General features: G+C 70.7%; 23 protein-coding genes. 1 reads left to right on the forward strand and 22 read right to left on the reverse strand.

Going from position 1 to position 24,087, the window contains the following annotated elements:
- Positions 1–44 precede the first annotated feature (44 nt).
- On the reverse strand, positions 45–1,094 hold the full coding sequence (locus ACTH43_RS03310) for a hypothetical protein (protein ID WP_441443506.1): 1,050 nt from the start codon (positions 1,092–1,094) through the stop codon (positions 45–47).
- Between the two features lie 116 nt (positions 1,095–1,210).
- Positions 1,211–1,948, reverse strand: a complete 738-nt coding sequence (locus ACTH43_RS03315) for a hypothetical protein (protein ID WP_441443507.1) — start codon at positions 1,946–1,948, stop codon at positions 1,211–1,213.
- Positions 1,949–1,980: 32 nt separating this feature from the next.
- Between ACTH43_RS03315 and ACTH43_RS03320 the strand changes: the two genes are divergently transcribed.
- Positions 1,981–2,559 carry a GNAT family N-acetyltransferase gene (locus tag ACTH43_RS03320; RefSeq protein WP_441443508.1) on the forward strand — a complete coding sequence of 193 codons (579 nt, stop codon included), beginning with the start codon at positions 1,981–1,983 and terminating at the stop codon, positions 2,557–2,559.
- Here the strand turns inward: ACTH43_RS03320 and ACTH43_RS03325 are convergent.
- The 20 genes from ACTH43_RS03325 to ACTH43_RS03420 all read right to left on the reverse strand — a co-directional run bounded on the left by ACTH43_RS03325 (position 2,495) and on the right by ACTH43_RS03420 (position 24,067).
- Positions 2,495–3,421, reverse strand: coding sequence for an RluA family pseudouridine synthase (locus tag ACTH43_RS03325; protein WP_441443509.1), 927 nt, complete (start codon positions 3,419–3,421; stop codon positions 2,495–2,497). The two genes, ACTH43_RS03320 and ACTH43_RS03325, sit on opposite strands and share 65 nt — an antisense overlap.
- Entirely contained in the window at positions 3,418–4,110 is a 693-nt protein-coding gene (lspA, locus tag ACTH43_RS03330) for a signal peptidase II (protein ID WP_441443510.1), read from the reverse strand. Before lspA ends, ACTH43_RS03325 begins: the two co-directional genes overlap by 4 nt.
- Positions 4,107–4,805, reverse strand: a complete 699-nt coding sequence (locus ACTH43_RS03335; RefSeq protein WP_441443511.1) for a DivIVA domain-containing protein — start codon at positions 4,803–4,805, stop codon at positions 4,107–4,109. Before ACTH43_RS03335 ends, lspA begins: the two co-directional genes overlap by 4 nt.
- Before the next feature lie 96 nt (positions 4,806–4,901).
- Positions 4,902–5,192, reverse strand: coding sequence for a YggT family protein (locus tag ACTH43_RS03340; protein ID WP_441443512.1), 291 nt, complete (start codon positions 5,190–5,192; stop codon positions 4,902–4,904).
- A gap of 8 nt (positions 5,193–5,200) precedes the next feature.
- Positions 5,201–5,689, reverse strand: a complete 489-nt coding sequence (locus tag ACTH43_RS03345) for a cell division protein SepF (protein ID WP_441443513.1) — start codon at positions 5,687–5,689, stop codon at positions 5,201–5,203.
- 150 nt (positions 5,690–5,839) lie between these two features.
- A complete protein-coding gene (pgeF, locus tag ACTH43_RS03350) occupies positions 5,840–6,574 on the reverse strand; it encodes a peptidoglycan editing factor PgeF (protein WP_441443514.1) in 735 nt (244 codons plus the stop codon).
- Positions 6,571–7,911 (reverse strand): cell division protein FtsZ, encoded by a 1,341-nt coding sequence (gene ftsZ / locus ACTH43_RS03355; protein ID WP_441443617.1) that lies wholly within the window; start codon positions 7,909–7,911, stop codon positions 6,571–6,573. Before ftsZ ends, pgeF begins: the two co-directional genes overlap by 4 nt.
- A 215-nt stretch (positions 7,912–8,126) precedes the next feature.
- Positions 8,127–8,864 (reverse strand): cell division protein FtsQ/DivIB, encoded by a 738-nt coding sequence (locus ACTH43_RS03360; RefSeq protein WP_441443515.1) that lies wholly within the window; start codon positions 8,862–8,864, stop codon positions 8,127–8,129.
- 404 nt (positions 8,865–9,268) lie between these two features.
- On the reverse strand, positions 9,269–10,789 hold the full coding sequence (gene murC / locus ACTH43_RS03365) for a UDP-N-acetylmuramate--L-alanine ligase (protein WP_441443516.1): 1,521 nt from the start codon (positions 10,787–10,789) through the stop codon (positions 9,269–9,271).
- 35 nt (positions 10,790–10,824) lie between these two features.
- Positions 10,825–11,913, reverse strand: coding sequence for an undecaprenyldiphospho-muramoylpentapeptide beta-N-acetylglucosaminyltransferase (murG, locus tag ACTH43_RS03370; RefSeq protein WP_441443618.1), 1,089 nt, complete (start codon positions 11,911–11,913; stop codon positions 10,825–10,827).
- Entirely contained in the window at positions 11,913–13,472 is a 1,560-nt protein-coding gene (ftsW, locus tag ACTH43_RS03375; protein WP_441443517.1) for a putative lipid II flippase FtsW, read from the reverse strand. The genes murG and ftsW overlap by 1 nt, the downstream gene beginning before the upstream one ends.
- Entirely contained in the window at positions 13,469–14,977 is a 1,509-nt protein-coding gene (gene murD, locus ACTH43_RS03380) for a UDP-N-acetylmuramoyl-L-alanine--D-glutamate ligase (protein WP_441443518.1), read from the reverse strand. The genes ftsW and murD overlap by 4 nt, the downstream gene beginning before the upstream one ends.
- On the reverse strand, positions 14,974–16,074 hold the full coding sequence (gene mraY, locus ACTH43_RS03385) for a phospho-N-acetylmuramoyl-pentapeptide-transferase (RefSeq protein WP_441443519.1): 1,101 nt from the start codon (positions 16,072–16,074) through the stop codon (positions 14,974–14,976). Before mraY ends, murD begins: the two co-directional genes overlap by 4 nt.
- Positions 16,071–17,543 (reverse strand): UDP-N-acetylmuramoyl-tripeptide--D-alanyl-D-alanine ligase, encoded by a 1,473-nt coding sequence (locus ACTH43_RS03390; protein WP_441443520.1) that lies wholly within the window; start codon positions 17,541–17,543, stop codon positions 16,071–16,073. The genes mraY and ACTH43_RS03390 overlap by 4 nt, the downstream gene beginning before the upstream one ends.
- Positions 17,544–17,545: 2 nt before the next feature.
- On the reverse strand, positions 17,546–19,123 hold the full coding sequence (locus ACTH43_RS03395; protein ID WP_441443521.1) for a UDP-N-acetylmuramoyl-L-alanyl-D-glutamate--2,6-diaminopimelate ligase: 1,578 nt from the start codon (positions 19,121–19,123) through the stop codon (positions 17,546–17,548).
- 2 nt (positions 19,124–19,125) lie between these two features.
- The gene (locus tag ACTH43_RS03400; protein ID WP_441443522.1) at positions 19,126–20,961 is read right to left on the reverse strand and encodes a peptidoglycan D,D-transpeptidase FtsI family protein; all 1,836 of its coding nucleotides are present in this window, start codon (positions 20,959–20,961) and stop codon (positions 19,126–19,128) included.
- Positions 20,962–20,963: 2 nt separating this feature from the next.
- On the reverse strand, positions 20,964–21,482 hold the full coding sequence (locus ACTH43_RS03405) for a hypothetical protein (protein WP_441443523.1): 519 nt from the start codon (positions 21,480–21,482) through the stop codon (positions 20,964–20,966).
- A gap of 1 nt (position 21,483) precedes the next feature.
- Positions 21,484–22,479 carry a 16S rRNA (cytosine(1402)-N(4))-methyltransferase RsmH gene (rsmH, locus tag ACTH43_RS03410; protein ID WP_441443524.1) on the reverse strand — a complete coding sequence of 332 codons (996 nt, stop codon included), beginning with the start codon at positions 22,477–22,479 and terminating at the stop codon, positions 21,484–21,486.
- Positions 22,480–22,693: 214 nt separating this feature from the next.
- Positions 22,694–23,125, reverse strand: a complete 432-nt coding sequence (mraZ, locus tag ACTH43_RS03415) for a division/cell wall cluster transcriptional repressor MraZ (RefSeq protein WP_299299844.1) — start codon at positions 23,123–23,125, stop codon at positions 22,694–22,696.
- A gap of 543 nt (positions 23,126–23,668) precedes the next feature.
- The gene (locus ACTH43_RS03420) at positions 23,669–24,067 is read right to left on the reverse strand and encodes a DUF3040 domain-containing protein (protein ID WP_441443525.1); all 399 of its coding nucleotides are present in this window, start codon (positions 24,065–24,067) and stop codon (positions 23,669–23,671) included.
- Positions 24,068–24,087: the final 20 nt, after the last annotated feature.

Genomic DNA, 24,087 nt, shown 5'->3' on the forward strand with positions numbered 1-24,087 from the left:
GTGTCGCCCGGCCCGCACCGGGCGCGCCGGGCGCGCACCGGGGCTCACCGCGGTGCGGAGACCTCCGCGTGGGTGCGCAGGATCCCCTCGGTGGTGCCCTGCGGAGCACGGCCGATCCCGCATTCGGTGGCCACCCCGAAGGGCTGGTTCAGCGCGGTGGACGCTGCGGCGATGCGCCGCCGCGCCCCCTCGGAGCCGTCCTCGCGGTGCACCAGCCCGAGGTACAGCTCGTCCAGCCGTGGCAGCTGCGCGAGCGGAGCGAAGTACGCCGCATCGTCCCGCTCGATGGGCACCGGCAGATGCAGCCAGGTCAGCTGCCGGGCGGCGCTGTCCACCAGGGCGTCGGCGAGCTGCACCAGCGTGGCGGCATCGCGCGGTTCGACGAAGTGCCGCTCCCCCGCATCGCCGTAGCAGAGGTGCACCCCGGCCTCGACATCCAGCGGCACCGCATCCACCAGCGCCGCGAGCCGGGTCACGATGCCCGCCAGCAGATCCCCACTCCACCAGCCCTCCATAGGGCTGCCGTAGCCGGAGGCACCCTCGAGGATCCCCAGCTCGCTGGCCACGTCCCACTGGATCGCGAGGTCCTCGTGCGGGATCGCCTCGAGGATCTCCTCGAGCTCGCGCAGCAGCGCTTCGGTGTAGATCGGCTCGATGGCGGCCCTGTCCGCACCGGTGAAGAAGGAGGAGATCACTGCGACCGGTGTCGGCAGGGAGACCTGGAAGCGGATCCCCTGCGCGATCACGCCCTGCTCGCGCAGCCGGGCGAAGATCGGATAGGAGTCCTTCGCCGCGGCGGCGTAGCCGAGCGGCGGCAGCGTGATCCCGGCGGGGTCGACGCCGTCGGCCAGCCGCAGCGGCCGCGCATCGATGCCGGCGCCGAAGGGGATCGGCTGCTCGCCGACGCGTTCGATGCCTGCGGCCTGGCCGAGGACGTCCGGCTGGAACATGATCCAGTGGAATCTCTTCCCTACCTCGCCGTCGGGGATGCGCCGGACATGGCGGCCGAGGATCTCCGCCACCGTGCGCATCGTCTTCTCGGCATCATCGAAGTTCACGCTGCCCGTGAGGAGGGCGCCCTGGGGTTCGGTCATGGGGACAGCCTACGGAGGTGGGAGCTCCGGTGCCGGATGCTCCAGCGTCTCGCACTCAGCTCTCGCGTCTCGAGTCTCGCGCTCGGCACGTGCGTCTCAGGAGCCGCTCATGCCGCTCAGCTCCTGGTGCCGTCTCCCTCGGCCTGCTGCTCCCGCCGGGTCTCCTGGAGCAGGGAGTCCAGGTAGTCGTGGACGTCCTCGAAGCTGAGCGAGCGTTCATCGCGGCGCGGCGGGATGCCGCCGACGAAGGCACCGCCGTGCCAGGCCATCGAATCATCCGGGAGCGTGGGATCGTCAACGCGCCACAGATCGATCGGGATCGCATGGGCGACGAGATCACGGGCGACCTCCTCGGCCTGGGCCGGGCTCCCTGAACGCTGCAGCACCGAGACCAACAGCGACTGCGCCGCCCAGGCCACGGCATCGTCCCGGGAGTCCTCCCCCGGGTCCACGGATTCCTGCACCAGGGCGGCATAGCTCGCGGCCAGCTCGTCGGCCCCATCCTCGAAGTGGTCCTTGGCGACCCGGAGCGCGACCCGCGGGACCAGATCCCTGGCTTCCCAGAGGACCGCCGCGCCGACCAGCGCCATGCCCACGCCGGTCGGGAAGTCCGGGTCCAGCGCCATCGGCGTGGATGGCGCCTTGCCGGCGCGACGGTCGTCATCAGCCGCGAGATAGGTGCGCACCGCCTCGGCGACTGCCTCACGGGCCCGCTCAGCATCGCGCAGCGTGACCTCGGCACCGGCCGGATCGATGCCCAGGCGGCGGGCGACCCGGAGGAACGGGAAGTCGGGACGGTCCAGCGCCGCCTCGTGGGAGGGCGTCAGCGCACGGGAGATCTGCTCATCGTTCATCCTTCGACGCTACCGCCTGCCAGACTGTGCGCGTGCCCGCCACCGCTGTGATCCGCCTGCGCCCGCTGCATGTGGCCGATGTCCCGGTCTTCTCTTCCTGGGGCCAAGACCCACGCTTCGTCGAGCACGCCGGGTGGAGCCCCGGCCTCCCCGATTCCGAGCTGCGCGCGTTCTGGACCGGTCTGGTGAACACCCCGCCACCTGAGCTGCTGCGCCTGGGCGCCGTACGGGATCAGGTGCTGATCGGCTATGTCGACCTGCACGGCGTCGGACCGTGGGAGCGCGAGCTCGGCTATGCGATCGGCCCCAGCACCTGCTGGGGGAAAGGGCTCGGCACCGCGGTCGCAGGGGCCGCTCTCCACTACGCCTTCGACGTGCTGGGCCTGGAGTCGGTGTGGGCGGAGGCACTGCCCGCGAATGCAGCATCGCTGCGGATCCTGCAGCGGATCGGGATGCGGAGCACCGGCAGCGGAGAGCAGGAGGAGTTCCTCGGGGGGACCGGGCGCTATGAGCAGTTCCGGATCACCCGCCGGGAGCATGCCCGGCTCAATGACCCCGCAAGGCCTCCAGCGCCGACTGCAGATCTGCCGGGTACTGCGAGACGAACCTGACCTCCTCGCCGGTGGCGGGGTGGATGAAGGTCAGCTCCATCGCGTGCAACCACTGGCGAATCAGGCCCACCCGCTCGGCGAGACGCGGGTCCGCGCCGTACAGCGGGTCGCCCACCAGCGGGTGATGCAGCGCGGCCATATGGACCCGGATCTGATGGGTGCGTCCCGTCTCGAGGCCTACCTTCAGCAGGGTCGCGCCCTGCAGGGCTTCGAGCGTCTCGTAGTGGGTCACCGAGTGCTTGCCGTCGCTGCGCACCGCGAACTTGTAGTCGTGCTGCGGGGAGCGCCCGATAGCGGCCTCGATGGTGCCCGCCGGCTGCTCCGGGGTGCCCTGGCAGACCGCGTGGTACACCTTGCCGACCTCGCGGGCACGGAAGGCATCCTTGAGGGTGGTGTAGGCGCGCTCGGTGCGTGCCACCACCATCAGCCCGCTGGTGCCCACGTCCAGGCGGCTCACGATGCCCTGCCGCTCCGCGTCGCCGGTGGTGCGGATGCTCACGCCCGCGGCGGCCAGATGGCCCAGCACGGTGGGGCCGGACCAGCCGGCGCTCGGGTGCGCCGCCACTCCCACGGGCTTGTCGATCACCACGATGTCGTCATCCTGGTGGATCAGGCTCATGCCGTCGGCGATCTGCGGCCGGACCTCGACCGCGGGCTTCTCGTCCGGCAGCTCGACGTACACCATCGCGCCGGGCTCGAGCCGGGTGGAGCGGGCCGGGACCTGGCCATCGACAAGGACGCCGCCGTTCGTCACGAGCTCTGCGGCGCGGGTGCGGGAGAGACCCAGCATCCGTGAGATGCCCACATCGATCCGCTCCCCGGCGAGCCCCTCGGGCACCATCAGCGTGCGGGAGGAACTCATTGCTTCTCCTGCACGGTGTCATCGTGAGTCGGCTCGGTGTCGTCATGAGCCGGCGCAGTGTCGTCGGCGGCGCCAGCGGCTGGCGCGGTGGCGTCGCCAGCTGGCGCGCCACCTGCAGCTGCGGTATCGGCAGCGGCGTCGCGACGTGCCGGATCCGCGTCGACCCCGAACAGGCCCAGGGCGACGATCAGGATCGCGCCGCCCACCACGGCCATGTCGGCGACGTTGAACACCGGCCAGTTGGGCAGTTCGAGGAAGTCGACGACGGCGCCGCGGAAGGGCCCCGGATCGCGCAGCAGGCGGTCGTGGATGTTGCCCAGCGCGCCACCCATGATCAGACCGAGGGCGACGGTGTACCAGGGCGAGCGGACCGCCTTGACGGCGAAGACGATCACGCCGATCACGATCGCGATCTGCAGGCAGGTGACCACCGGGGTGATCTCCGAGCCCATCCCCCAGGCCGCCCCGCTGTTGTACAGCAGGGTCAGCTGGAGGATCTCACCGATGAACGGCTGGGGATCCAGCAGGGGCAGCGACTCCACCGCCCAGTTCTTGGTGATCTGGTCGATCACGGCGAGGACCGCGCCGATCCCGGCGATGGTGCCGAGGACTGTTCCACGGCTCAGACGGCGACGAGCGCCGGACCCCTGGGGCCCGGCGCTCGTCGGCGTGGAAGCAGGGGTGTTCACAGACCGAAGTTCGCCTGCTTGTCCTGCGTCTCGCTGCTGTCGAGATCGCTGAGCTGGTTCTCGAGGTAGTTGCGCAGACGGTTGCGGTAGTCGCGCTCGAAGTTGCGCAGGCCTTCGATGGTCTTGTCGAGCTCTGCCTTCTTGGTCTCGAGGTCGGCGAGCGTGGTGCGGGACTTCTCCTCGGCCTCGCCGACGATGCGCATGTGCTCGCCGTTGGCCTCGCTGATCAGACGATCGCGCTCGTCCTCACCGTTCTTGACGTACTCGTCGTGCAGACGGTTCGCCAGGGCGATGATGCCGGCGGCGGACTGATCGGGGCTCTCCGGCGCCGGCGCGGCCACGGGGGCGGGCTGCTCGACGGCCTCGTCCTCGACCACGGCCTGCGGTGCGGTGGCATCGATCTCGACCTCATCGTCGGCGCCGATGGGCGTGGTATCGATGATCGCGTCCGTCTCACCGGTCGCGGAGACATCGCCGACGGGTGCCGCTGCACTGGTGCCGGTCTCGAGCTCGGCGATGCGGTTGTGCGCCTCCTCGAGCTCCTTCTTCAGGCGCTCGTTCTCAGCGAGGAGTTCCTTCAGGCGAGGTTCCACGTCGTTGTCGAGGAAGTTGTCGACCTCGTCCATGTCGTAGCCCTCGGAGAACCGGACCGGCGTGAACCGCTGATTCTGTAGGTCTTCGGGCATCAGAGCCATGGGTCACCTTTTCTTAGTGCGGGAGTTCAGATGCGCGGTGGGCGCGGCGCGTTCAAGCCTAGCGGATGCTGCAGAGGTTCCTGGACCGGAGCCTCCTCACATCGCCATTCCGCCGAGCACCCGCAGCAGGATCCATCCGAGGACCAGCAGGATCATCAGGCTGAGGTCGAGCGCCACCGCGCCGATCCGCAAGGGCGGGATCAGGCGGCGCAGCCCCAGCACAGGAGGGTCGGTCAGCGTGTAGACGACCTCGAACAGGACCAGCATCAGCCCCGAAGGCCGGTACTCCCTGGCATAGGACTGGATCCACTCGAGCACGAGGCGAGTGATGAGCAGGAGGAGATACACCAGCACTGCGAGGTACAGCACTCCTGCGACGATCTGCACGGGAACGCTCAGCTCTGGTTGTAGAAGCTGCCCTCGTCGGCCGAGGTATCCCCGTCGACCTGGACGAACTCCGGGGAGAGCAGGAACACCTTCGAGGTGACGCGCTCGATGGTGCCGCGCAGGCCGAAGACCAGCCCGGCCGAGAAGTCGACCATGCGCTTGGCGTCGCCGTCCTGCATGTCCGAGAGGTTCATGATGACGGGGACGCCGTCACGGAACGACTCGCCGATCGCCTTGGCGTCGTTGTAGGACCGCGGATGGATCGTGGTGATGCGGTGCATCGACTCCTCCACTGCCGGGGCCATGGCCACCACGTTCGAATGCTGACGGATCGGGGTCACCTGGGCCTCCCGTTCTGGTGCGGCCTCGGGGCCACGCTCGGTGCGGCGGGACGGTGCGGCAACCTCGTCATGGCGGAGCCGTTCGTCCTCGTAGTACTCGTCATCGACCTCGTTGGCGAGGCCGAGTGCGACCATGGCGTTGCGCCAGGTTCCCATCGCAGATCTCCCAGTCTGTTGTTCACGCTGACCAGGGCTCCAGGGAAGCACGGGGAGTGCGCGGGAGCCCTTACCCGTTGAAACTACCGCAGGGATTTCCTCGACCCCGGGAGGTGCCCGGCGTGTCGTGAGCGTGTCTGGGCGGGCGCGTCACTCGCGGCGCAGGATCCCGGCGAAGCGCCCGGTGGTTGCCTGGCGGCGGTAGGAGTAGAAGCGTTCGTCCTCCAGGGTGCACGGATGGTCCGCGTCGATGGCGGAGGGCGGGATACCCGCCGCGGAGAGCACCTCGATCGCGCCCGCGCGCAGATCCACGGAGGGCGTGCCCCAGGAGGTGGTTGCCCAGGTGGCGGGCAGCAGCCGTGCCGACTCCTCCCGCATCGCCGCGGGCACCTCGTAGCAGGCACCGCAGATCGCGGGCCCGATGCTCGCCGTGAGATCCGCCGGGCGGGCCCCGAACTCTGCCATCCCCTCGATGGTCCGCTGCAGGACTCCGGCCAGCAGTCCCACGCGCCCGGCATGGGCTGCAGCGATCGTGCCGGAGACGGGATCGCTCAGCAGCACCGGCAGGCAGTCCGCGACCATGATCGCGAGCCCCACATCCCGGCGATCGGTGACCAGGGCGTCGGCGGTGACCACCGGCGCGGTTCCCGTCGGTGGAAGCACGTGGACGTCCGCGGAGTGGACCTGATCCACGAAGATCAGCGGCACTCCGAGCTCAGTCTCGAGCAGCTCCCGGTTGCGGGTGACGGATCGCTCCTCGTCCCCGACGTGGCGCGCGAGGTTCAACCCGGCGTGCTCACCCGTGCTGACCCCGCCCTCACGCCCCGTGAACAGGGCACGGGCCCCGCGAAGTCGCGAGGCCCGTGCAGGAAGTGCTGAGGTCACTTGAGGAAGGACGGCAGATCGAGGTCGTCATCGTCGGACGGCGGCTCCTCGATGTGCGGGGGGCGTGCCGGCTCGCGCTCGGGGGCTCGCGGTGCGGGCTGCGGCGCGACCCGCTCCTGCTGCGAGTACTGCCCGCCCTCGGTATCCGCCGCGTCGAGCACCTCGGTCTCGGGCTCGGTCGCGCTCGGTCGCGACGGGGAGAAGGCCTGCTGCGGCAGTCCCCAGGCCCCGGGCGCACCGGAACCGGCCGCTCCGGCGCTGGCCCCGTGGGCGGTGCGCTGCTCCTGGTGGGGAGCGCGCGGTGCCGCTGCGCGGGGCTGCTCGGCGCGCGGCTGCTCGGCACGGGGTGCCGGGCGATGCTGCGGGGTGACGTCCTGGCGCTGGGCCGGACCGCCGCCCTCGAAGCCGGCCGCGATGACCGTCACGCGCACCTCATCGCCCAGGGCGTCGTCGATGACGGAGCCGAAGATGATGTTGGCATCGGGGTGGGCGGCCTCCTGGACCAGGCGGGCCGCTTCCGAGACCTCGTACAGGCCGAGGTCGCTGCCGCCCTGGATGGAGAGCAGCACGCCATAGGCGCCGTCGATCGAGGCTTCGAGCAGGGGGCTGGACACCGCGAGCTCGGCGGCCTGCAGGGCGCGGTCCTCGCCGCGGGCCGAGCCGATGCCCATCAGGGCGCTGCCGGCGCCCTGCATGACGGACTTGACGTCGGCGAAGTCCAGGTTGATCAGACCCGGGGTGGTGATGAGGTCGGTGATGCCTTGGACACCGGAGAGGAGGACCTGGTCCGCGCTCTTGAAGGCGTCGAGCATGGAGACCTGCTTGTCCGCGATGGAGAGCAGGCGGTCATTCGGGATCACGATGAGGGTGTCGACCTCGGCCTGGAGTGCGGCGATGCCGGACTCCGCCTGAGTGGAGCGGCGACGGCCCTCGAAGGTGAAGGGGCGGGTGACCACACCGATGGTGAGGGCGCCGAGGCTGCGGGCGATCTTGGCCACGACGGGGGCGCCGCCGGTGCCGGTGCCGCCGCCCTCTCCGGCGGTCACGAAGACCATGTCCGCGCCGCGGATGACCTCTTCGATCTCCTCGGCGTGGTCCTCGGCGGCGCGCTTGCCGACCTCGGGATCGGCGCCGGCGCCGAGTCCGCGGGTGATCTCCTTGCCGACGTCGAGCTTGACGTCCGCGTCGGACATCAGGAGTGCCTGGGCGTCGGTGTTGATCGCGATGAATTCGACGCCCTTGAGGCCGGACTCGATCATGCGGTTGACGGCGTTGACACCTCCGCCGCCGACGCCGACGACCTTGATGACTGCGAGTGAGATCTGGGTTCCGGCCACGTGTTGGTCCTTGCTCTTGTCGTTCATCCGAGGAGGGGGCCTGCGTCGCACCTGGTCGTGGACTTCCGAAACCCTATACCTCGAGTTGAGGTTCGGACTTCGGGGCGCTTCTCCTTTCCCTTGACGCTATGGACGCAATCACCTGCACGCAAACACCACGTGCGCGTGTCGGCGTCCGAGGGCGGGCGAGATCACCGCCACGACCCCAAATTACGTCAGCGGGTGACCGGAGCCACCGGGGAAGAGACATCGATGATGGTGCCGGGCTGTCCGAGCAGCGCCTGGACCACCTCGGCCTTGAGCTCCGCGTCGCGGGCATCTCCCCAGACGACCGTCTTGGTGCCGCCGTCCTCAAGGGCGAGCACCACCGTCACGTCGCTCAGGCTGGAGGCGGTGACCTCCTGGACCGCTCCGCGCAGCGGTTCGGGCATCCCTGCCATGACATCGGTCATCGCTGCGGCCGCACCCTCGGGATCCGCGGACCCTCCGGCGACGACGAGTGGAACCAGCGCGGTCCCCTCGCCCGCGGCGGGCGGCAGCTCCTGCCCTCCGGCGTCGACCACGGCGGTGGTGCCGTCGGCCTTCGTGAGCAGTCCGATCGGGACGGCTTCGGTGATGCTGACCCGCACGCCGTCCGGCCAGACCCGTTCGACCTCGACCGAGTCGACACCGGGGATCTCGGAGACGTCCTCGGCGATCGCTCCGGTGGCCAGCAGCAGCATGCTGCCGTCGGCGCGCGCGGAGGCCGCGGCCTGGACATCCTGCTCCTGCACGTAGCCGGTCCCCTCGACCGCGATCTTCTGCACCTGCAGCGCGGGCAGGAAGATCGCGGTGACGCCCGCGGCGACCAGCACCAGCACCGTGATCAGGACGCCGGCGATGATCGCGCGGCGGCGACGCCTCCAGGGCCTTCCCGCCACCAGCTCGCGGAATCGTTCGGAGGCCTGCACCACCCGGCCGCCGCCCTCTGCCCCCGCAGCCGGCGACCCCGCGGCGGGCGCGGAGTGCTCCGGAGGGCGGACCTCCGAGGTCTGGGGGCGGCCGACGGTGCGCCCGCGAGGAGCCGGAGCTGATGCCGGTGACTGTGCCGGCGAGGGGGCAGAGAGAGCAGACCGCGCCGAGGGCGCCGAGGGCGACGGACGCCCCGAGCGTGCCGAGGACGACTGGCGAGCAGCGGACGCGGGGCGTGCAGAGCGGACAGACGGCGCAGACGGGGCCGACGGGGCAGAAGGGCCCGTCGGAGCGGACGACGCTGGGGTCGCGGGCGGCGGGGTGGGCTTCTTCGGTCTCGGGGTCGGCGCGGGGGCGGCGCGCCGGGCGCCCTGCCGTGGCTTCGGGGCGGTGGGGCGGCGCGCCATCAGCTGCCGTCCTCGAGCTCGCGCAGAGCGGCCATCAGCGGGGGCGTCATCTCCACGATGTCGCCGGCACCGAGCATCAGGAGCAGGTCCCCCGGCTGGGCCTCGGCGACCACCTGTTCGATGAGCTCCGTCCCCGCGGCGACCGGCGTCACGGACGCGGCGGCGAGGTCGGTGAGGGTCCGTGCGTCGACCGTGGGGTCCGGGTCCTCGCGGGCCGCGTAGACGGGCAGCACCCAGGCGTGATCGGCGGCAGACAGTGCGGCGGCGAAGTCGATCGCGAAGTCGCGGGTGCGGGAGAACAAGTGGGGCTGGAACACGACGAGCACGCGGCCCGGGGCCGTCTGCGAGGCGACGATGCCGCGGGCGGCGGCGATGGTCGCGGCGACCTCCCGGGGATGGTGGGCGTAGTCGTCCACCACGGTCACTCCCCCGACGGTCCCGGCCACGTCGAAGCGGCGTGAGGCGCCGGTGAAGGTCGCGAGGCCTGCGGCGAGGGCGGCCGCGGAGGAGTCCGGGGCGGCCGCTGCGGTGGCGGCGAGGGCGCCCAGAGCATTGAGCACGTTGTGGTGGCCGGTCACCGACAGCTGGATGGTCAGCGGGCCATGGGGGGTGTCGATCTCGACCTCGGCACCGAGGGGGCCGCTGCGCTCCTCCCTCAGCGACCACTGGGCGTCCGTCTCCGTGCCGTAGTGCACCACGGTGATGCCGCGGGCCCGGGCACGCGCGCCGAGCGCTCGGGCGCCCGGGTCGTCGGCGCACACCACGAGCGTGCCGCCAGGGGCGAGCTGCGCGGTGAGGGCGTCGAAGGCCGCGGTCAGAGTGGCGGCGTCGCCGTGGAAGTCGAGATGGTCGGGCTCGAGGTTCGTGACCACCAGGGAACGCGGGGTGAAGGCGAGGAAGGAGCCGTCGGACTCATCTGCCTCGACGACGGCGAGGCCGGTGCGCGGGGACGACGTGGTCGGGGACGCGCCGAGTCCTGCGTTGCGTCCCAGATCGGGGACCGCGGCTCCGAGCGCCCAGGCCGGGTCGATTCCCGCACCGCGCAGGGCGGACACGGCCATCCCGGTGGTGGTCGTCTTGCCGTGGGTGCCGGCGACGGCGACCAGGTCATGCCCGCGGAGCAGTCCGGCCAGTGCGGCGGCGCGGTGGATGACGGGGATCCCGCGATCGCGGGCGGCCAGCACCTCGGGGTTGTCGGCTCGCACGGCGGTGGAGACGATCACCAGGTCGAGGTCCGCAGCGAGCAGGGAGGCGTCGAAGCCGATGCCGATGCGGGCCCCGGCCTCCCGCAGCGGAGCGATGAACTGGCCGTCCTGGGAGTCGGAGCCGCTGACCTCGAGCCCGGACTCGAGGGCAAGACGGGCGACGGCGCTCATGCCTGCCCCGCCGATGCGCACCACATGCACCGAGCGCACCTCGAGATCGGTGGGCCAGTCCGGCCGGGTGATGACGTCCCCGGCACGCAGGATCGTGCGGGGCGTCGCCTGCGGGGAGGAAGCGTTCTCGAGGCCAGAAGTCATGAGGTCACCGTAATCCGCTCGCCGGGTGTCCCGGGTCAGGCTCGGCGTGCGACCCCGGTCACCACGTCGGCCATCACCTCGGCGGCATCGGTGATGCCGAAGGCGCGGGAGGCCGCCGCCATCGCGGACAGCCGGTCGCGGTCGCGCAGCAGCGGCAGCACCTGGTGGCGGAGGTGGGCCGCATCGAGCTCCCCATCGGCGACCATCAGGGCGCCGCCTGCGGCGACCACCTGCTCGCCGTTCAGCGCCTGCTCACCGTTGCCGATGGGCAGCGGCACCAGCACTGCGGGCAGGCCGACGGCGGTGAGCTCGCAGACCGTCCCGGCACCGGAGCGGGTCAGTGCGAGATCCGCGGCGGCGTAGGCATCCTCCATCGCGCTGACGTACTCGACCACCTCGTAGCCCTCGAGCTCGGGCAGCCCTTCGGCCTTGCCGCGACCGGTGACGTGCAGGATCTGCGCGCCGTCCTCGATGAAAGCGGCAGCAGCGTCGGCCACCGCCGTGTTCAGGCGCAGGGCCCCGAGGGAGCCACCGGTGGCCAGCAGCACCGGGCGGGCGGGGTCCAGCCCGAATCCGCGCACGGCCTGTTCGCGGCGAGCTGCGCGGTCTAGGTGGGCGATCCCCTCTCGCATCGGCATCCCGATGCGGCGCGCACCTGGCAGGCTCGAGCCCTCGAAGGCGGTGAGCACGGCGGCGGCGCGGCGGGCACCGAGCCGGTTGGCCAGGCCCGGCCGACGGTTCGCCTCGTGGACCACCAGGGGGCGTCGCAGCGAGGCCGCGGCGAGGTAGGCGGGCGGGCAGACGTAGCCGCCGAACCCAGCCACCACGTCGATCTCCCGCTCCCGCAGCAGGGTGCGGACGCGGCCCAGGGTCGCGCCGAAGCGGCCAGGGAATCGCAGCGCGTCCCCGTTCGGACGGCGCGGGAAGGGCACCTTGTCGATCGTGACCAGCTCGTAGCCGGCTGCGGGCACCAGATCGGCCTCGAGCCCCTCCCGGGTGCCGAGCACGATCACCTCCGCCTCGGGGCAGCGACGGGTGATCTGAGCGGCGGTGGCCAGCAGCGGGGAGACATGCCCGGCGCTGCCGCCCCCGGCCAGCAGAATGCGGGGCGTGGTGGTGGACATCATGACTTCCGGGAAGAGGGAGCGGAGCCGCGGCCCGAGCGCCGCGAGCGGGAGGAGGATCGCTTGACGGGCTTCGCCGCCGGCGCGCCCTTGGTCGTGGTCGCGCCCTTCGCTGTGGTCGCGCCCTTCGTCGCATTCGAGCTCTTCGTGGCCGACGTCGCGCGCTTCGTCGTCGCTGCGCTCTTCGCCTGCGCGGCGCGCTTCGTCGCCTTCTTCGCGCCCCGGGGGGTGCGGCGGGTCGCGGCGGGTGCACCGGATGCAGCGCGCTCACGCGGCGCCGGCAGCACGCTGATCGAACGGCGCACCGAGCTGAGTCGGGCTCCGATCGCCTCTGCGGCGCCGGGCTCTCGCCGGGCGAAGGAGAGCAGCACGCCCAGTGCGGTCATCGAAGCGAGCAGAGCGGAGCCACCGGCGGAGATGAATGGCAGCGGCACGCCGATCACGGGCAGCAACCCGGTGACCACCATCATGTTCACGAAGGCCTGACCGAGCAGCCAGGCGCTGATGCCGGCCACGGTGATCTGCATGAAGTGGTCATCCAGGCGGGTGATCATGCGGAACATCAGCAGGGCGAGGACCGTGAACAGCAGCAGCACGCCGAGGGTGCCGATCAGCCCGAGCTCCTCGCCGATGATCGCGAAGATGTAGTCGTCCTCGGCGGCGGGCAGGCGTCCCCACTTCTGGCGGGACTGCCCGAGGCCCACGCCCCACCATCCGCCCTCGGCGAGCCCCATCAGGCCCTGTTCCGACTGCAGGCAGGAGTCGCCCGGGCAGGTGCCGTGGAGCCAGTTGTTGATGCGCGCCATGCGGTTCCCGCTGGTGACGGTGAGCGTGATGACTCCGACCAGTCCCGCCGCTCCGGCGGCCATGAACCAGCGGCGCGGTACTCCTGCGACCCAGACGGCGCCGGCGACCAGCATGCACATCACCAGCGTGGTGCCGAGGTCATGGCCGAGCACGACGAGCCCGAGAGCGGCTGCGACGCCCGGGGCCAGCGGGACGATGAGGTGGAAGGGTCGATGCAGGAGCGGGCGCTTCATCGCCAGCAGCGCACCGATCCAGACGGCGAGGGCGAGCTTGAGGAACTCCGAGGGCTGGAGGCGCTGGGAGCCGATCTGGATCCAGTTGCGGTTGCCGTACGCCTCGACGCCGAGGCCCGGGACGTGCACCAGGCACTGCAGCAGGAGGCCGACACCGAACAGGATCCAGGCCGCCTTGCGGTAGAACCCGGGCGGCATCAGAGCCGCGGTGACCAGCGCTACCAGGCCCATCCCGGCGAAGGTGCCCTGGCGCAGCAGGCCGGCGAAGCCGGAGTCGCCGCGGGAGATGTTCCCGACCGAGCTGGAGGACAGCACCATCACCAGGCCCACGCTGATCAGCAGCGCTCCGACCACGATGAGTCCGTAGAAGTCCAGTGCCGGGGACTTCAGCCAACTGCCGATGCCGTCTCGGACGCGGCCACTGATGTTCCCCAGCGGGTGCTCCTCATCAGGGCGCACCACGCCGGCGGAGCGGCGGGCGTCCCCGCGGGGTTCCCGTCGGGTCTCCTCCATCGTCATGCGCGCTCTCCTGGCAGTCGGGCGACGGCCGCCGCGAACAGATCCCCCCGCTCCGCGTAGTCACGGAACTGGTCGATGGAGGCGGCGGCGGGAGCCAGCAGCACCACGTCCCCCGCGGAGGCGAGGGCGCGGGCGGCCTGCACCGCGTCGTCCATCATCCGGGTGCGCCCGGCGACATCGTCAGTGTCGCCCGGATCGATGCGCCGGACGGGGACCTCGGGTGCGTGTCGTGTCAGGGCGGCGGTGAACGGAGCGTCGTCGGCGCCCAGGAGCACCACGCCGACCAGGCGGTCGTGCGCTCCCGCGATCAGCGCGTCGAGATCGGCGCCCTTGGTGTCGCCGCCGGCGAGCCAGACCACCCGCTCGGCGGAGCGCAGTGACGCGGCGGCCGCGGCGGGGTTGGTCGCCTTGGTGTCGTCGACGAAGCTGATGCCGTCGATGGTGGTGAGGTGCTGGGCGCGGTGGCTGCCCATCCGATAGGCGCGCAGACCGTCCCGCACCGCGCGGGGGTCGACGCCGTGCGCGCGGGCGAGAGCCGCGGCGGCGAGGGCGTCGAGCACGAGATGGGGCCCGGCGCCCTGCGGGCCCAGGTGAGCGAGATCGGCCAGGGTGGCGAGCTCCGCGGCGGCGTGGCGTCGTTCGGCGAGGAAGGCCCGGTCCACCAGCACGCCGTCGATCACGCCCAGCTCGGAGACCCCGGGCGGCCCGAGTGTGAGGCCCACGGCGCGTGCCCCGTCGACCACGTCCGCCTCCTCGACCAGGTAGAGGGTGGTCGGATCTGCGGCGTTGTACACGCACGCGGTGCGCACGCCCTCGAAGATCCGTCCCTTGGCCGCGGCGTAGGAGTCCGCGCCGCCGTGCCAGTCGAGGTGATCGGCGCTGACGTTCAGCACCACTGCGGCCTCGCAGTCCAGGTGCTCGGTCCAGTGCAGCTGGAAGCTGGAGAGCTCGAGGGCGAGCACGTCATATCCCTCGGGGTCCAGAGCGGCCTCGATCACCGGCAGTCCTACGTTGCCGCAGGCGACGGCGCGCAGCCCGGCATGCTGCAGGATCGATTCGAGCATGGTGACGGTGGTGGTCTTGCCGTTGGTGCCGGTGATGCCGAGCCAGGCGGGGCCGTCGGCCGTCTGCATGCGACGAGCCAGCTCGATCTCGCTCCACACCGGAATCCCGGCGGCCTGCGCCGCGGCCAGCAGGGGCTGATCAGGGCGCCACCCCGGGGAGGTGACCACCAGGTCGATCTCGGTGTCCTGGGGCAGCTCGAGCGTGTGCTCCCGGCCCAGGCGGAACTTCACCCCGAGCACCTCGAGGATCTGAGCACGCTCGCGCAGCTCGGGGGTGTCGGTGCCGTCGACCACGAGCACGTGGGCGCCGCGCTGCATGGTCTGGTCCGCGATCGCGTATCCGGAGACCCCGAAGCCGGTCACCAGGATCCGCAGTCCGCTGACGTCCAGTCCCGGCCAGGACCGCTCGAGCACGGGGATGCCGGGGGCGCCGGTGGTCATGACGTGAGCCTGGGCAGGGCATCCAGGTAGAAGATGCCCAGACCGATGCCGGCGAGGATCCCGGCCACGATCCAGAAGCGCACCACGATGGTGACCTCGTTCCAGCCCTTGAGCTCGAAGTGGTGCTGCAGAGGTGCCATCCGGAACACCCGCTTCCCGGTGAGCTTGAAGCTGGTGACCTGGATGATGACCGAGAGCGAGATGATCACGAACAGCCCGCCGATGATCGCGCCGAGGACCTCGGTGCGGGAGACGATCGTCAGGCCGGCGATCGCGCCGCCGAGGGCGAGCGAGCCGGTGTCGCCCATGAAGATCTTGGCGGGCGAGGTGTTCCACCACAGGAAGCCGACGCAGGCGCCGATGATCGCCGCGCACAGCACCGCGGTGTCCAGCGGGTCCCGGGCCTCGTAGCAGTGCACCACTCCCCCGGCGTCGAGGTCGATGTTGCAGACCTGACGCCACTGCCAGAAGCTGATGATCAGGTAGGCACCGGTGAAGATGATCGTGGCGCCGCTGGCCAGACCGTCGAGCCCGTCGGTGAGGTTCACGCCGTTGGACCAGGCGGCGACCAGGAAGTTCGCCCAGATCGCGAAGAGCAGGAAGCCGACCACGCTGCCCAGGAAGGCCAGGTCCAGCCAGGGGATGTCGCGCACGAAGGAGATGTGGGATGAGGCCGGGGTGGCGCCGTTCTCGTCCGGGAACAGCAGTGCCAGCACGGCGAAGGCGGTCGCGACCACGAACTGCCCGAGGAGCTTGTAACGCGGCCGCAGCCCGGTGCTGTCCTGCTGGGAGATCTTCAGGTAGTCGTCGAGGAAGCCGACCACCCCCAGGCCCACGGCGAGGAAGAGCACCAGCAGCACCGAGACGCTGGGTGGGGTCCAGAGCACCAGGTGGGTGAGGAAGTAGGCCACGAGAACCGCGAGGATGATCGCGACGCCGCCCATGGTCGGCGTCCCGCGCTTGGTGGCATGCGAGGTGGGGCCGTCGTCGCGGATGAACTGGCCATAGCCGCGCCGCTCGAGCACCTTGATGAACAGCGGGGTCCCCAGGATCGAGAGGGTTCCGGCAATAGCGCCGGAGATGATGATCGCGATCACTGGTCGTCTCCGTTCTGCGTCTGGCCACCGAGGTCGCCGCGCCGGGAGAGGCGTTCGACGAGGGGGGCGGCGATATGCCGCAGTCCTGCATCACGCGAGGACTTCAGCAGCACGGCATCGCCCGGCTGCACCGTACGTTCTAGCACAGCGATCGCCTCGTCGACGGTGTCGAGGTACTCGGACTCCCCGCCGAAGCTGCCTTCGAGGCTCGCCCCGTGGTGGATCGGGGCCGCGCCGTCGCCGATCGAGTACAGCTGCCCGATGTTCAGGCGCACGGCGAGCCGGCCGATCTCGTCGTGCAGCCGCACGGTGTCAGCGCCCAGCTCGAGCATCTCGCCGAGCACGGCGATGGTGCGGTGGCTGCGGCCGAGGTGGGCGAGGGTCTTCAGCGCCTGCCGCATGGAGTCGGGATTGGCGTTGTAGGCGTCGTCGATGATCAGGACGCCGGCCGCTTCGAGCACCTGCATCCGCTGACCGGAGGCGAGGGTGGCACCCTCGAGCGCCTCGGCGGCCGTGGCGGGGGCGACCCCGGCGGACAGTGCGGCGGTGAGCGCTGCGAGGACGTTCGCGCCCTGGTGCTCGCCGAGCAGATCCGGGTGCACCGCGTACCGGCCGGCGGCGATGGGCTCGCCGCGCAGCGTCGTGAGTCCCTCGGGGACCACCAGGTCGAAGCGCACGCGGGCGCGCTGGTCCAGGGAGAGGTCCGCACCGCGGACGTCGCCGGTGGTGAATCCCCAGCTGACGACGGGGGCGGCGGAGCGCTGGGCCATGGCGGCGACCAGTCGGTCCTCGGCGTTGAGGATCGCGCGGCCACTCGGGACGAGCGCCTCGATCAGCTCGCCCTTGGCCTGGGCGATCGCGTCGATGCTGCCGAACTCGCCGATGTGGGCGGAGCCGACGTTGAGGACCAGCGCGATGTCGGGCCGGGCTATCGCGGTGAGCTCGGCGATGTGGCCGATCCCGCGGGCACCCATCTCGAGCACCAGGTAGCGGGTCTCGGATGTCACGCGGAGCACGGTCAGGGGCAGCCCGAGCTCGTTGTTGAAGCTGCCGGCGGGTGCCACGGTGGGCCCGTGCGCGGAGAGGATCGTGCCCAGCAGGTCCTTGGTCCCGGTCTTGCCGGCGCTGCCCGTGACGGCGAGGACCACCAGCTCCGGGTTCTCCTCGCGGGCTCGTTCGAGCTGGACGCGGGCGAGTGCGGTGAGTGCGGACCGCACGTCCTGGACCTGCACCGCGGGCAGGCCGCGGTCCTCGGTGACGAGCGCGAGCGCAGCACCGGCACGCTGGGCGGCGTCGAGATAGTCGTGGCCGTCGACGTGCTCACCGTGGAAGGCGGCGAAGAGGTCACCGGGCGTCACATCCCGGGAGTCGATCTGCGCGGTGCCGGTGACCAGCTCATCACCCGTGGCGCCTCCCACGAGGGTGCCGTCTGTCAATGCGGCGAGGTCCCGTGCCGTGATCTGGAGCATGCTCAGCGTCCTTCATCCATGTGGTCGGCGTCGGCGCCTCCGCGCGTGGTCGGTGCACCTCGCAGTGCATCCCGCAGTCGGAGGCGATCATCGAACGGCTGGACGATACCGCCGATCTGCTGTCCGGTCTCGGCTCCCTTGCCGGCGACGAGGATGGTGTCGGACACGTCCGCCAGCGACGCCGCCAGGAGGATCGCCTCCCCGCGCCCATCTACCTCGTGGACCTGCGCGTTCGTGCCATCAGGGATGCCCTGGAGCACCTCGCGGCGGATCGAGGCCGGGTCCTCGGTACGCGGGTTGTCATCCGTGACGATCACCACGTCCGCGAGGCGTGCAGCGATCTCTCCCATCGCCGGTCGCTTGGTCCGATCGCGATCGCCACCGGCCCCCATCACGACCAGCAGCCGCCTGGTGCCGGGGACCGCGCGCAGCGTGTCGAGGGCCTGTTCGAGGGCGTCAGGGGTGTGGGAGTAGTCCACGACCCCGCGGACAGGGCCCTGGGTCACCGACTCCATCCGGCCGGGAACCGTCCCGGCCTCGCCGAGCGCCCGCACGACGTCAGGGCCGGTGTGCCCCAGCGCCGCCAGCAGCAGTTCAGCCGCCAGGGTGTTGGCGACGTAATGGCGTCCCGGCAGTGCGGCGTGCAGCTGCCTCGTGCCCCCGGGCCCGTCGACGACGAATGTCGAGCCGTAGCCGTCCGCGCGGATGTCCCGCGCGCGGTGGTCCGCGTCGATCTCCGGCCGGGTGGTGTAGGTCCTCACCGGAATCTCGGACTCGCGGGCGAGCCGCTGACCCCAGGCGTCGTCGACGCAGATGATCCCGCGGCGTGCATGGGCCGGGGTGAACAGGGTGCGCTTGGCCTCGTAGTAGTGCTCCATGGTGCCGTGGAAGTCGAGGTGGTCCTGCGTGAGATTGGTGAAGCAGGCGACGTCGTAGACCACCTCGTCGGCACGGTGCAGCACCAGGGCGTGGCTGGAGACCTCCATCGAGACCACCGCGACCTCATCCTCGACCATGCGGGCCAGGAGACCGTGCAGCTCCGGCGCCTCGGGGGTGGTGCGCACGGTCGCGATCTCGTGATCCGTGCGGTGGGCATCGCGATAGCTGGTGCCGCTGGTGCCGATCGCGCCGGCCGGCACCCCGAGCTCGAGCAGGGTGCGGGTGATCGCGGTGGTGATCGAGGTCTTGCCATTGGTCCCGGTCACACCGACGGTGGCGAGCTTCGAGGCGGGACGGCCCTGGACGAGGGCCGCCGCGGTGGCGGTGGCCGCGCGGGGGTCCTCGACCACCAGGGCCGGCAGTCCCGCGGCTTCGCACCGGTCCCGCCCGGCGGCATCGGTGAGCGCCATCGCAGCTCCCCGGAGGGCGGCCTGGTCGGCGAATTCGGCGCCATGCGCGTTGGCGCCGGGCAGGGCGCACCAGAGATCCCCGTCTTCCACAGCGCGCGAGTCGAGGGTGACCCCGCGCAGCGTCAGATCGTGGCCTGGCGCCAGGGTGTGGAGGGCGCGGGCAAGGTCCGCCGCGCTCGCACCGTGAGGGTGGCGCGGGCGGGCGGGTTCGGGGACGGGCTCTGCCGGCACGATCACTGCTCTCCCCACTCGTTCTCGAGCTCACGGCCGGTGACGCCGGTCGGCGCAATGCCCTGGTTCTGCAGGGCGAAGGTGGTCAGCTCCGAGAAGGCGGGTGCGGCGGCCCGACTGCCGGAGATGAAGGTGTTCAGGCCGAAGATGAACACGCCGACCACGATCTCCGGGTCATCGGCGGGGGCGAAGCCGATGAAGGAGGCGGTATAGGTGCTGTCCCCGACCTGCGCGGTACCGGTCTTGCCCGCGACTGCGTAGCCGGGCACCGCCGCGCTGGAGGTCTCGTCATCGACCGAGTTGTCCATCAGCTGCTGCATGGTGTCCGCGGTCTCGCTGGAGACCACGCGAGTGCTCTCCGGCTCGCCGAGCGGGCGTACGGAGCCATCGTCCTCGCGGATCCCAGCGATCAGCGAGGGCTGGACCCGCACCCCGTCATTGGCGAAGGTGCCCACCGCGGAGACCATCTGCAGGGCGTTGACGCTGTATCCCTGGCCGAAGGCGGTCGTATAGCGGGTGCGGCCGGTCCACTCCGCTGCCGGGTGGACGAGGCCTGCGGACTCTCCGGGCAGCTCCACGCCGGTCCGCTCCCCCAGCCCGAAGGCCCTGAGGTAGTCGTGACGGACCTCGGGGGTGAGGGTCTCGGAGATCTGCACGGTGCCGACGTTGGAGCTGTTCTTGAGCACGCCCGCGAGGGTCAGCTGCTGGTCCGGATGGTGGTGCGAATCCTTGATGCGGTGGCCGTCGAACCACTTCTCATAGGGGATGTCGTACTGCGTCTCGGGGGTGACGGTCCCCTCTTCGAGCGCGGCCGCGATCGTGAACAGCTTGCCGGTGGAGCCCGGCTCGAAGACGTTGGAGATGGAGCGGTTGCCCCGGTCCTGCTCCTCCGCGTCTCCCGGCTTGTTGGGGTCGTAGCTGGGGTACTCCGCGAGCGAGAGGACCTCGCCGGTCTTCGCGTTGTAGACCACGGCGCTGCCGCCGGTGGCTCCCCACTGCTGGACAGCTCCGGCCACGATCTGCTGCGCCTTCCACTGCAGGTCGCGGTCGATGGTGAGCACCACGTCGTTGCCGTCGACGGCCGGGGTGGTCTGCTGCTTCCCGGTGGGGATGATCTGCCCCTGGGCGCCGCGCTCGTAGGTGGTCTTGCCGTCGGTGCCCCGCAGCTCCTCATCGAAGGAGAGCTCGGTGCCGGCCAGGGCCGTGCCGTCATCGCCGACAAAGCCCAGGACGTTGCCGCCGACCGATCCGGCCGGGTAGATCCGATCAGCCACCGGGGTGGAGCCGATCCCAGGGATTCGCAGGGACATAGCCGCGTCCCGCACCTCGGGGTCGACGTTCTTCTGCAGGTATGAGAATCCGGCGTCGCCGGTGAGCGCCTCCTCGGTCTCCGAGACCGTCCATCCCAGCACCGGGGCGAGCGCTGCGGCGGCGGCGTCGACTCCGGTCACATCCGCGGTCTTCGAGGTGGCGAGGTACTCGTCCACCTGCATCTGGTTGACCCACAGGTCGTAGCGCTGCACGGAGCTGGCCAGGGCGGTCCCGTTGCGGTCGGTGATCTCGCCGCGAAGGGCGGGGATGGTGCGGGTGACGGTGCGCTGCTGCACTGCCTCCTCGGCGCGTGCGCTCGCATCGAGACCCTGTACCCAGATCAGGCGACCGGACAGGGCGAGCACCGCGACCATGATCAGGCACACCAGCAGGCGGTGCCGGGTGGAGGGCTCGCCCAGACGAGCCTGCGGGAGCCGAGCTCGCGCGGTGCCACCGGATCGGGGACGACGGGAGCCCGCTGCGGAGCGGGGGGTGTTCTTCCTGCCGTTCCTGCGCGGTGACGTCATCCTCAGGCCCCTTCGTTGCCCATGCCGTGGTAGGCGTCGGGCTCGTCGTAGATCTGAGCCGGCGGCACGGCGACCTCTGCGGGTACCGCTGCGAGCTCAGGGTTGGCCTCAGTCTGCGCCGTCGGAGACGTCTCTCCGATGATCTGGCCCGTGTCGAGGTCGATATATGCCGGATCCGACACCGGGACCATGCCGATCTCGCGCGCCTGACGCTCGAGCTCCTGGGGCGTGCCGAGGCGTTCATTGGTCTCCGCGAGCGCCTGGCTCTCCTCGTTGAGTCGCTGGGACTGGCCCTGCAGGCGGTTGATCTCGTAGCTCGCGTCCGACATCTGGATGTTGAGGTAGAGCAGCGCTGCGAGGGTCGCTGCGACGATGAGCGTGCAGAGCATCGTGAACGGCATCGAGCTGCCGGCAGCCTTCGGGGTCGCGACCACCGTGAGGCGCGGGCGCGGGGCGGAGGCCGGCTTCGCTCCGCGGACCGGGCGGATCGCGGGCGCATGAACGGCTGTGGTGCTTGCCATCTCAGTGTGCTCTCTCAGCGGGTCGGGTACGGGTCAGTGCGCGGAGGCGGACGGAGGCGGCACGGGAGTTGCTGCCGCGCTCGGTGTCATCAGCCTGGAGTGCGCCGCGCACGATCGGGACGAAGGACGGCTTGTGCTCCTCGAGCTCCACCGGCAGTCCGGGAGGGGCCGAGGATCGGGTGCGTCGCGCGAAGGCCGTTTTGACCAGACGGTCCTCGCCGGAGTGATAGGACTCCACGACGATGCGGCCGCCGACGTGGAGGCAGTCGAGCGCCGACTCGATGGCGGAGGCGAGGATCTCGAGCTCCTCGTTGACCGCGATCCGCAATGCCTGGAAGGTGCGCTTGGCGGGATGGCCGCCGCTGGCCTTCGAGGAGCCGGGGATCGCCCGGTCCAGCAGCTCGACGAGTTCGCCGCTCCGGGTCAGCGGAGCGATCTGTCGCTGCTCGACGATGCGACGGGCGATCCGCTTGGCGAAGCGCTCGTCGCCGAGGTCGTGGAGGATGCGGGAGATCTCGGCCTCGGGCAGATCGCGCAGCAGATCCGCGGCCGTCGGTCCCTCAGAGGCCGTGTCCATCCGCATGTCCAGCGGGGCATCGACCGAGTAGGAGAAGCCGCGGTCGGTGGTGTCGATCTGAAAGCTCGACAGGCCCAGATCCATCATCACGCCATGCGCGCCGGGGAGGCCCAGCTCCTCGAGCACCCCGGGGATCTCGTCATAGGTGGCGTGGACGAGCGTGGCCCGGTCCCCGACCCCCTCACGGTCCAGCCGGCGCCGTGCGAGCTCGAGAGCCTCGGGGTCGCGATCGATGCCGACGAGTCGTGCGTGGGGAGCAGCGTGGAGGACGGCGGTGGCGTGGCCGGCCATGCCGAGCGTGGCATCGACGTACACCGAGCCGGGCTCCTGGAGAGCCGGGGTGAGGAGCTCGACCGAGGTGGCCAGCAGGACGGGGACGTGCCGTTCTTCTGCCGGCAGGTCGCGCTGTGTCTCGTCCATGTCACCTCTCCCCTGGGTCCTGTACGTGCTGTTCGTGAAGAGCGGACCCCTGCGGGTCCTCCCTGTCTGTCTTTCCTGCCTGCCTGTCGACCCGCATCCTGCTCGCGGTGCCGTCCTGCCAGATTCCTCGTCGTTCCCGACCCGCCACCGGGGAAGTTGCGTCGGGGCGGGAACGACGAGAGGTCTCACAGGACGGAGAACCCTCGGGTCGAGCTCAGAACAGGCCGGGGATCACCTCTTCGGAGGTCTCCGCGAAGCCCTGCTCCTTCTGTTCGAGATAGGCGTCCCAGGCCGGGAGCGACCAGATCTCGAGGCGGTCGAGCGCGCCGATGACGGCGCATTCCCGGTCCAGATCCGCATAGGTGCGCAGATGGCCCGGGATGGTGATGCGGCCCTGCTTGTCCGGGATGACGTCCTCCGCGCCGGACAGCAGCACTCGCAGGTAGTCGCGGGTGCGCTGATCGGTGGTGGGGACCCGACGGGCCTCCTCGAGCTTCTGGCGGAACTCCATGAGCGGGTACACGGCGATGCAGTGCTCCTGTCCACGAGTCATGACCAGCCCCGAAGCGAGCTCGTCCCGGAACTTCGCCGGAAAGATCAGGCGTCCTTTCTCGTCCAGCTTGGGCGTGAAGGTGCCGAGGAACATCAGCGCCCTCCTTCACTCACCGAGCCTCACGATCCAGAACCCATCTCCTTCCAACACGCTCCACTTTACCCCACTACCCCCCACCAGATGCCACATATGCGGGAGATCTCCTCCCCTTCTCCACGAACGCCGCAGGTCACAGCCGTGGGGCGAGGTGGGGGGAATTTCCCGTGCGGCGCGTCTCAGGCGGTCTTCTCGGGGTGCAGTCGCCAAGACTGCGAGCACTCTCAGCAGAGAACTGGCAGGTCAGAGAGCCACGACCGGCCAAGGGGCGTGGTCGTGGGGGCCTGTGGAGGGAGAGGGAGGTGCGCGGTGGAGCGATGTGGGGAATGGGGCGGAGATCATCGTCAGGCGCAGCCCGACCGGCAGGTACGACCAGCCTCAGCGGCGAGACTGGAGGACGCCTCGGCACCGCCGGTGCCGGTGCCGGCAGGACTTCACCCGGCTCCGGACATGACGATGCCCCGGCTCATGAGAGCCGGGGCATCGGAGTCTTTGGGCACATCTGTGGGCACAGCAGTGCCGTGCCGTGGTGGGGAGAGGTCAGAGGCGGGGGTCGTCCCCCGCGCGCTTCTCCCAGCGCTCCTCCAGCTTGCGCATGAAGGTGCCGTCGCCACCGGAGGTGGTCGGGCCGGAGCCTCCACCCCCACCGCCGGGCGAGTCGTTGCCCTCGGAGGAGCCACCGGGAGCGGTGACCGCGTAGACCGCGCCGGTCAGCATGCCGATGAAGGCGATCACGCCGAGCCAGACAGCTGGCAGGCTGACGGCGAGCACCAGCACTCCCAGGCCTACGACGACAGCTCCCAACCCGATGAGGATCCGACGCCCGCTGCGGCGCGGCGGCGGCTTTGGCGCGAAAGCTCGCGCGAGACGCGGATCGTCGGCGAAAAGCTGACGCTCCATCTCGTCGAGCATCTTCTGCTCGTGTTCAGACAGCGGCATGATCCCGCTCCTTGTCCCGT

Origin of the sequence: Brachybacterium sp. (genome assembly GCF_052095815.1) — a bacterium.
GTDB lineage: Bacteria > Actinomycetota > Actinomycetes > Actinomycetales > Dermabacteraceae > Brachybacterium.

Coding starts and splice junctions, on each gene's coding strand:
- murD (WP_441443518.1), bottom strand. CDS start 14,977: ATGACCACCGGCGCCCCCGGCATCCCCGTGCTCGAGCGGTCCTGGCCG.
- ACTH43_RS03325 (WP_441443509.1), bottom strand. CDS start 3,421: ATGAGTTCCTCCCGCACGCTGATGGTGCCCGAGGGGCTCGCCGGGGAG.
- ftsW (WP_441443517.1), bottom strand. CDS start 13,472: ATGACGATGGAGGAGACCCGACGGGAACCCCGCGGGGACGCCCGCCGC.
- murC (WP_441443516.1), bottom strand. CDS start 10,789: ATGACTTCTGGCCTCGAGAACGCTTCCTCCCCGCAGGCGACGCCCCGC.
- mraZ (WP_299299844.1), bottom strand. CDS start 23,125: ATGTTCCTCGGCACCTTCACGCCCAAGCTGGACGAGAAAGGACGCCTG.
- ACTH43_RS03400 (WP_441443522.1), bottom strand. CDS start 20,961: ATGACGTCACCGCGCAGGAACGGCAGGAAGAACACCCCCCGCTCCGCA.
- rsmH (WP_441443524.1), bottom strand. CDS start 22,479: ATGGACGAGACACAGCGCGACCTGCCGGCAGAAGAACGGCACGTCCCC.
- ACTH43_RS03315 (WP_441443507.1), bottom strand. CDS start 1,948: ATGAACGATGAGCAGATCTCCCGTGCGCTGACGCCCTCCCACGAGGCG.
- ACTH43_RS03345 (WP_441443513.1), bottom strand. CDS start 5,689: ATGGGAACCTGGCGCAACGCCATGGTCGCACTCGGCCTCGCCAACGAG.
- ACTH43_RS03310 (WP_441443506.1), bottom strand. CDS start 1,094: ATGACCGAACCCCAGGGCGCCCTCCTCACGGGCAGCGTGAACTTCGAT.
- ACTH43_RS03390 (WP_441443520.1), bottom strand. CDS start 17,543: ATGCTCCAGATCACGGCACGGGACCTCGCCGCATTGACAGACGGCACC.
- murG (WP_441443618.1), bottom strand. CDS start 11,913: ATGTCCACCACCACGCCCCGCATTCTGCTGGCCGGGGGCGGCAGCGCC.
- ACTH43_RS03335 (WP_441443511.1), bottom strand. CDS start 4,805: ATGGCTCTGATGCCCGAAGACCTACAGAATCAGCGGTTCACGCCGGTC.
- ACTH43_RS03420 (WP_441443525.1), bottom strand. CDS start 24,067: ATGCCGCTGTCTGAACACGAGCAGAAGATGCTCGACGAGATGGAGCGT.
- ACTH43_RS03405 (WP_441443523.1), bottom strand. CDS start 21,482: ATGGCAAGCACCACAGCCGTTCATGCGCCCGCGATCCGCCCGGTCCGC.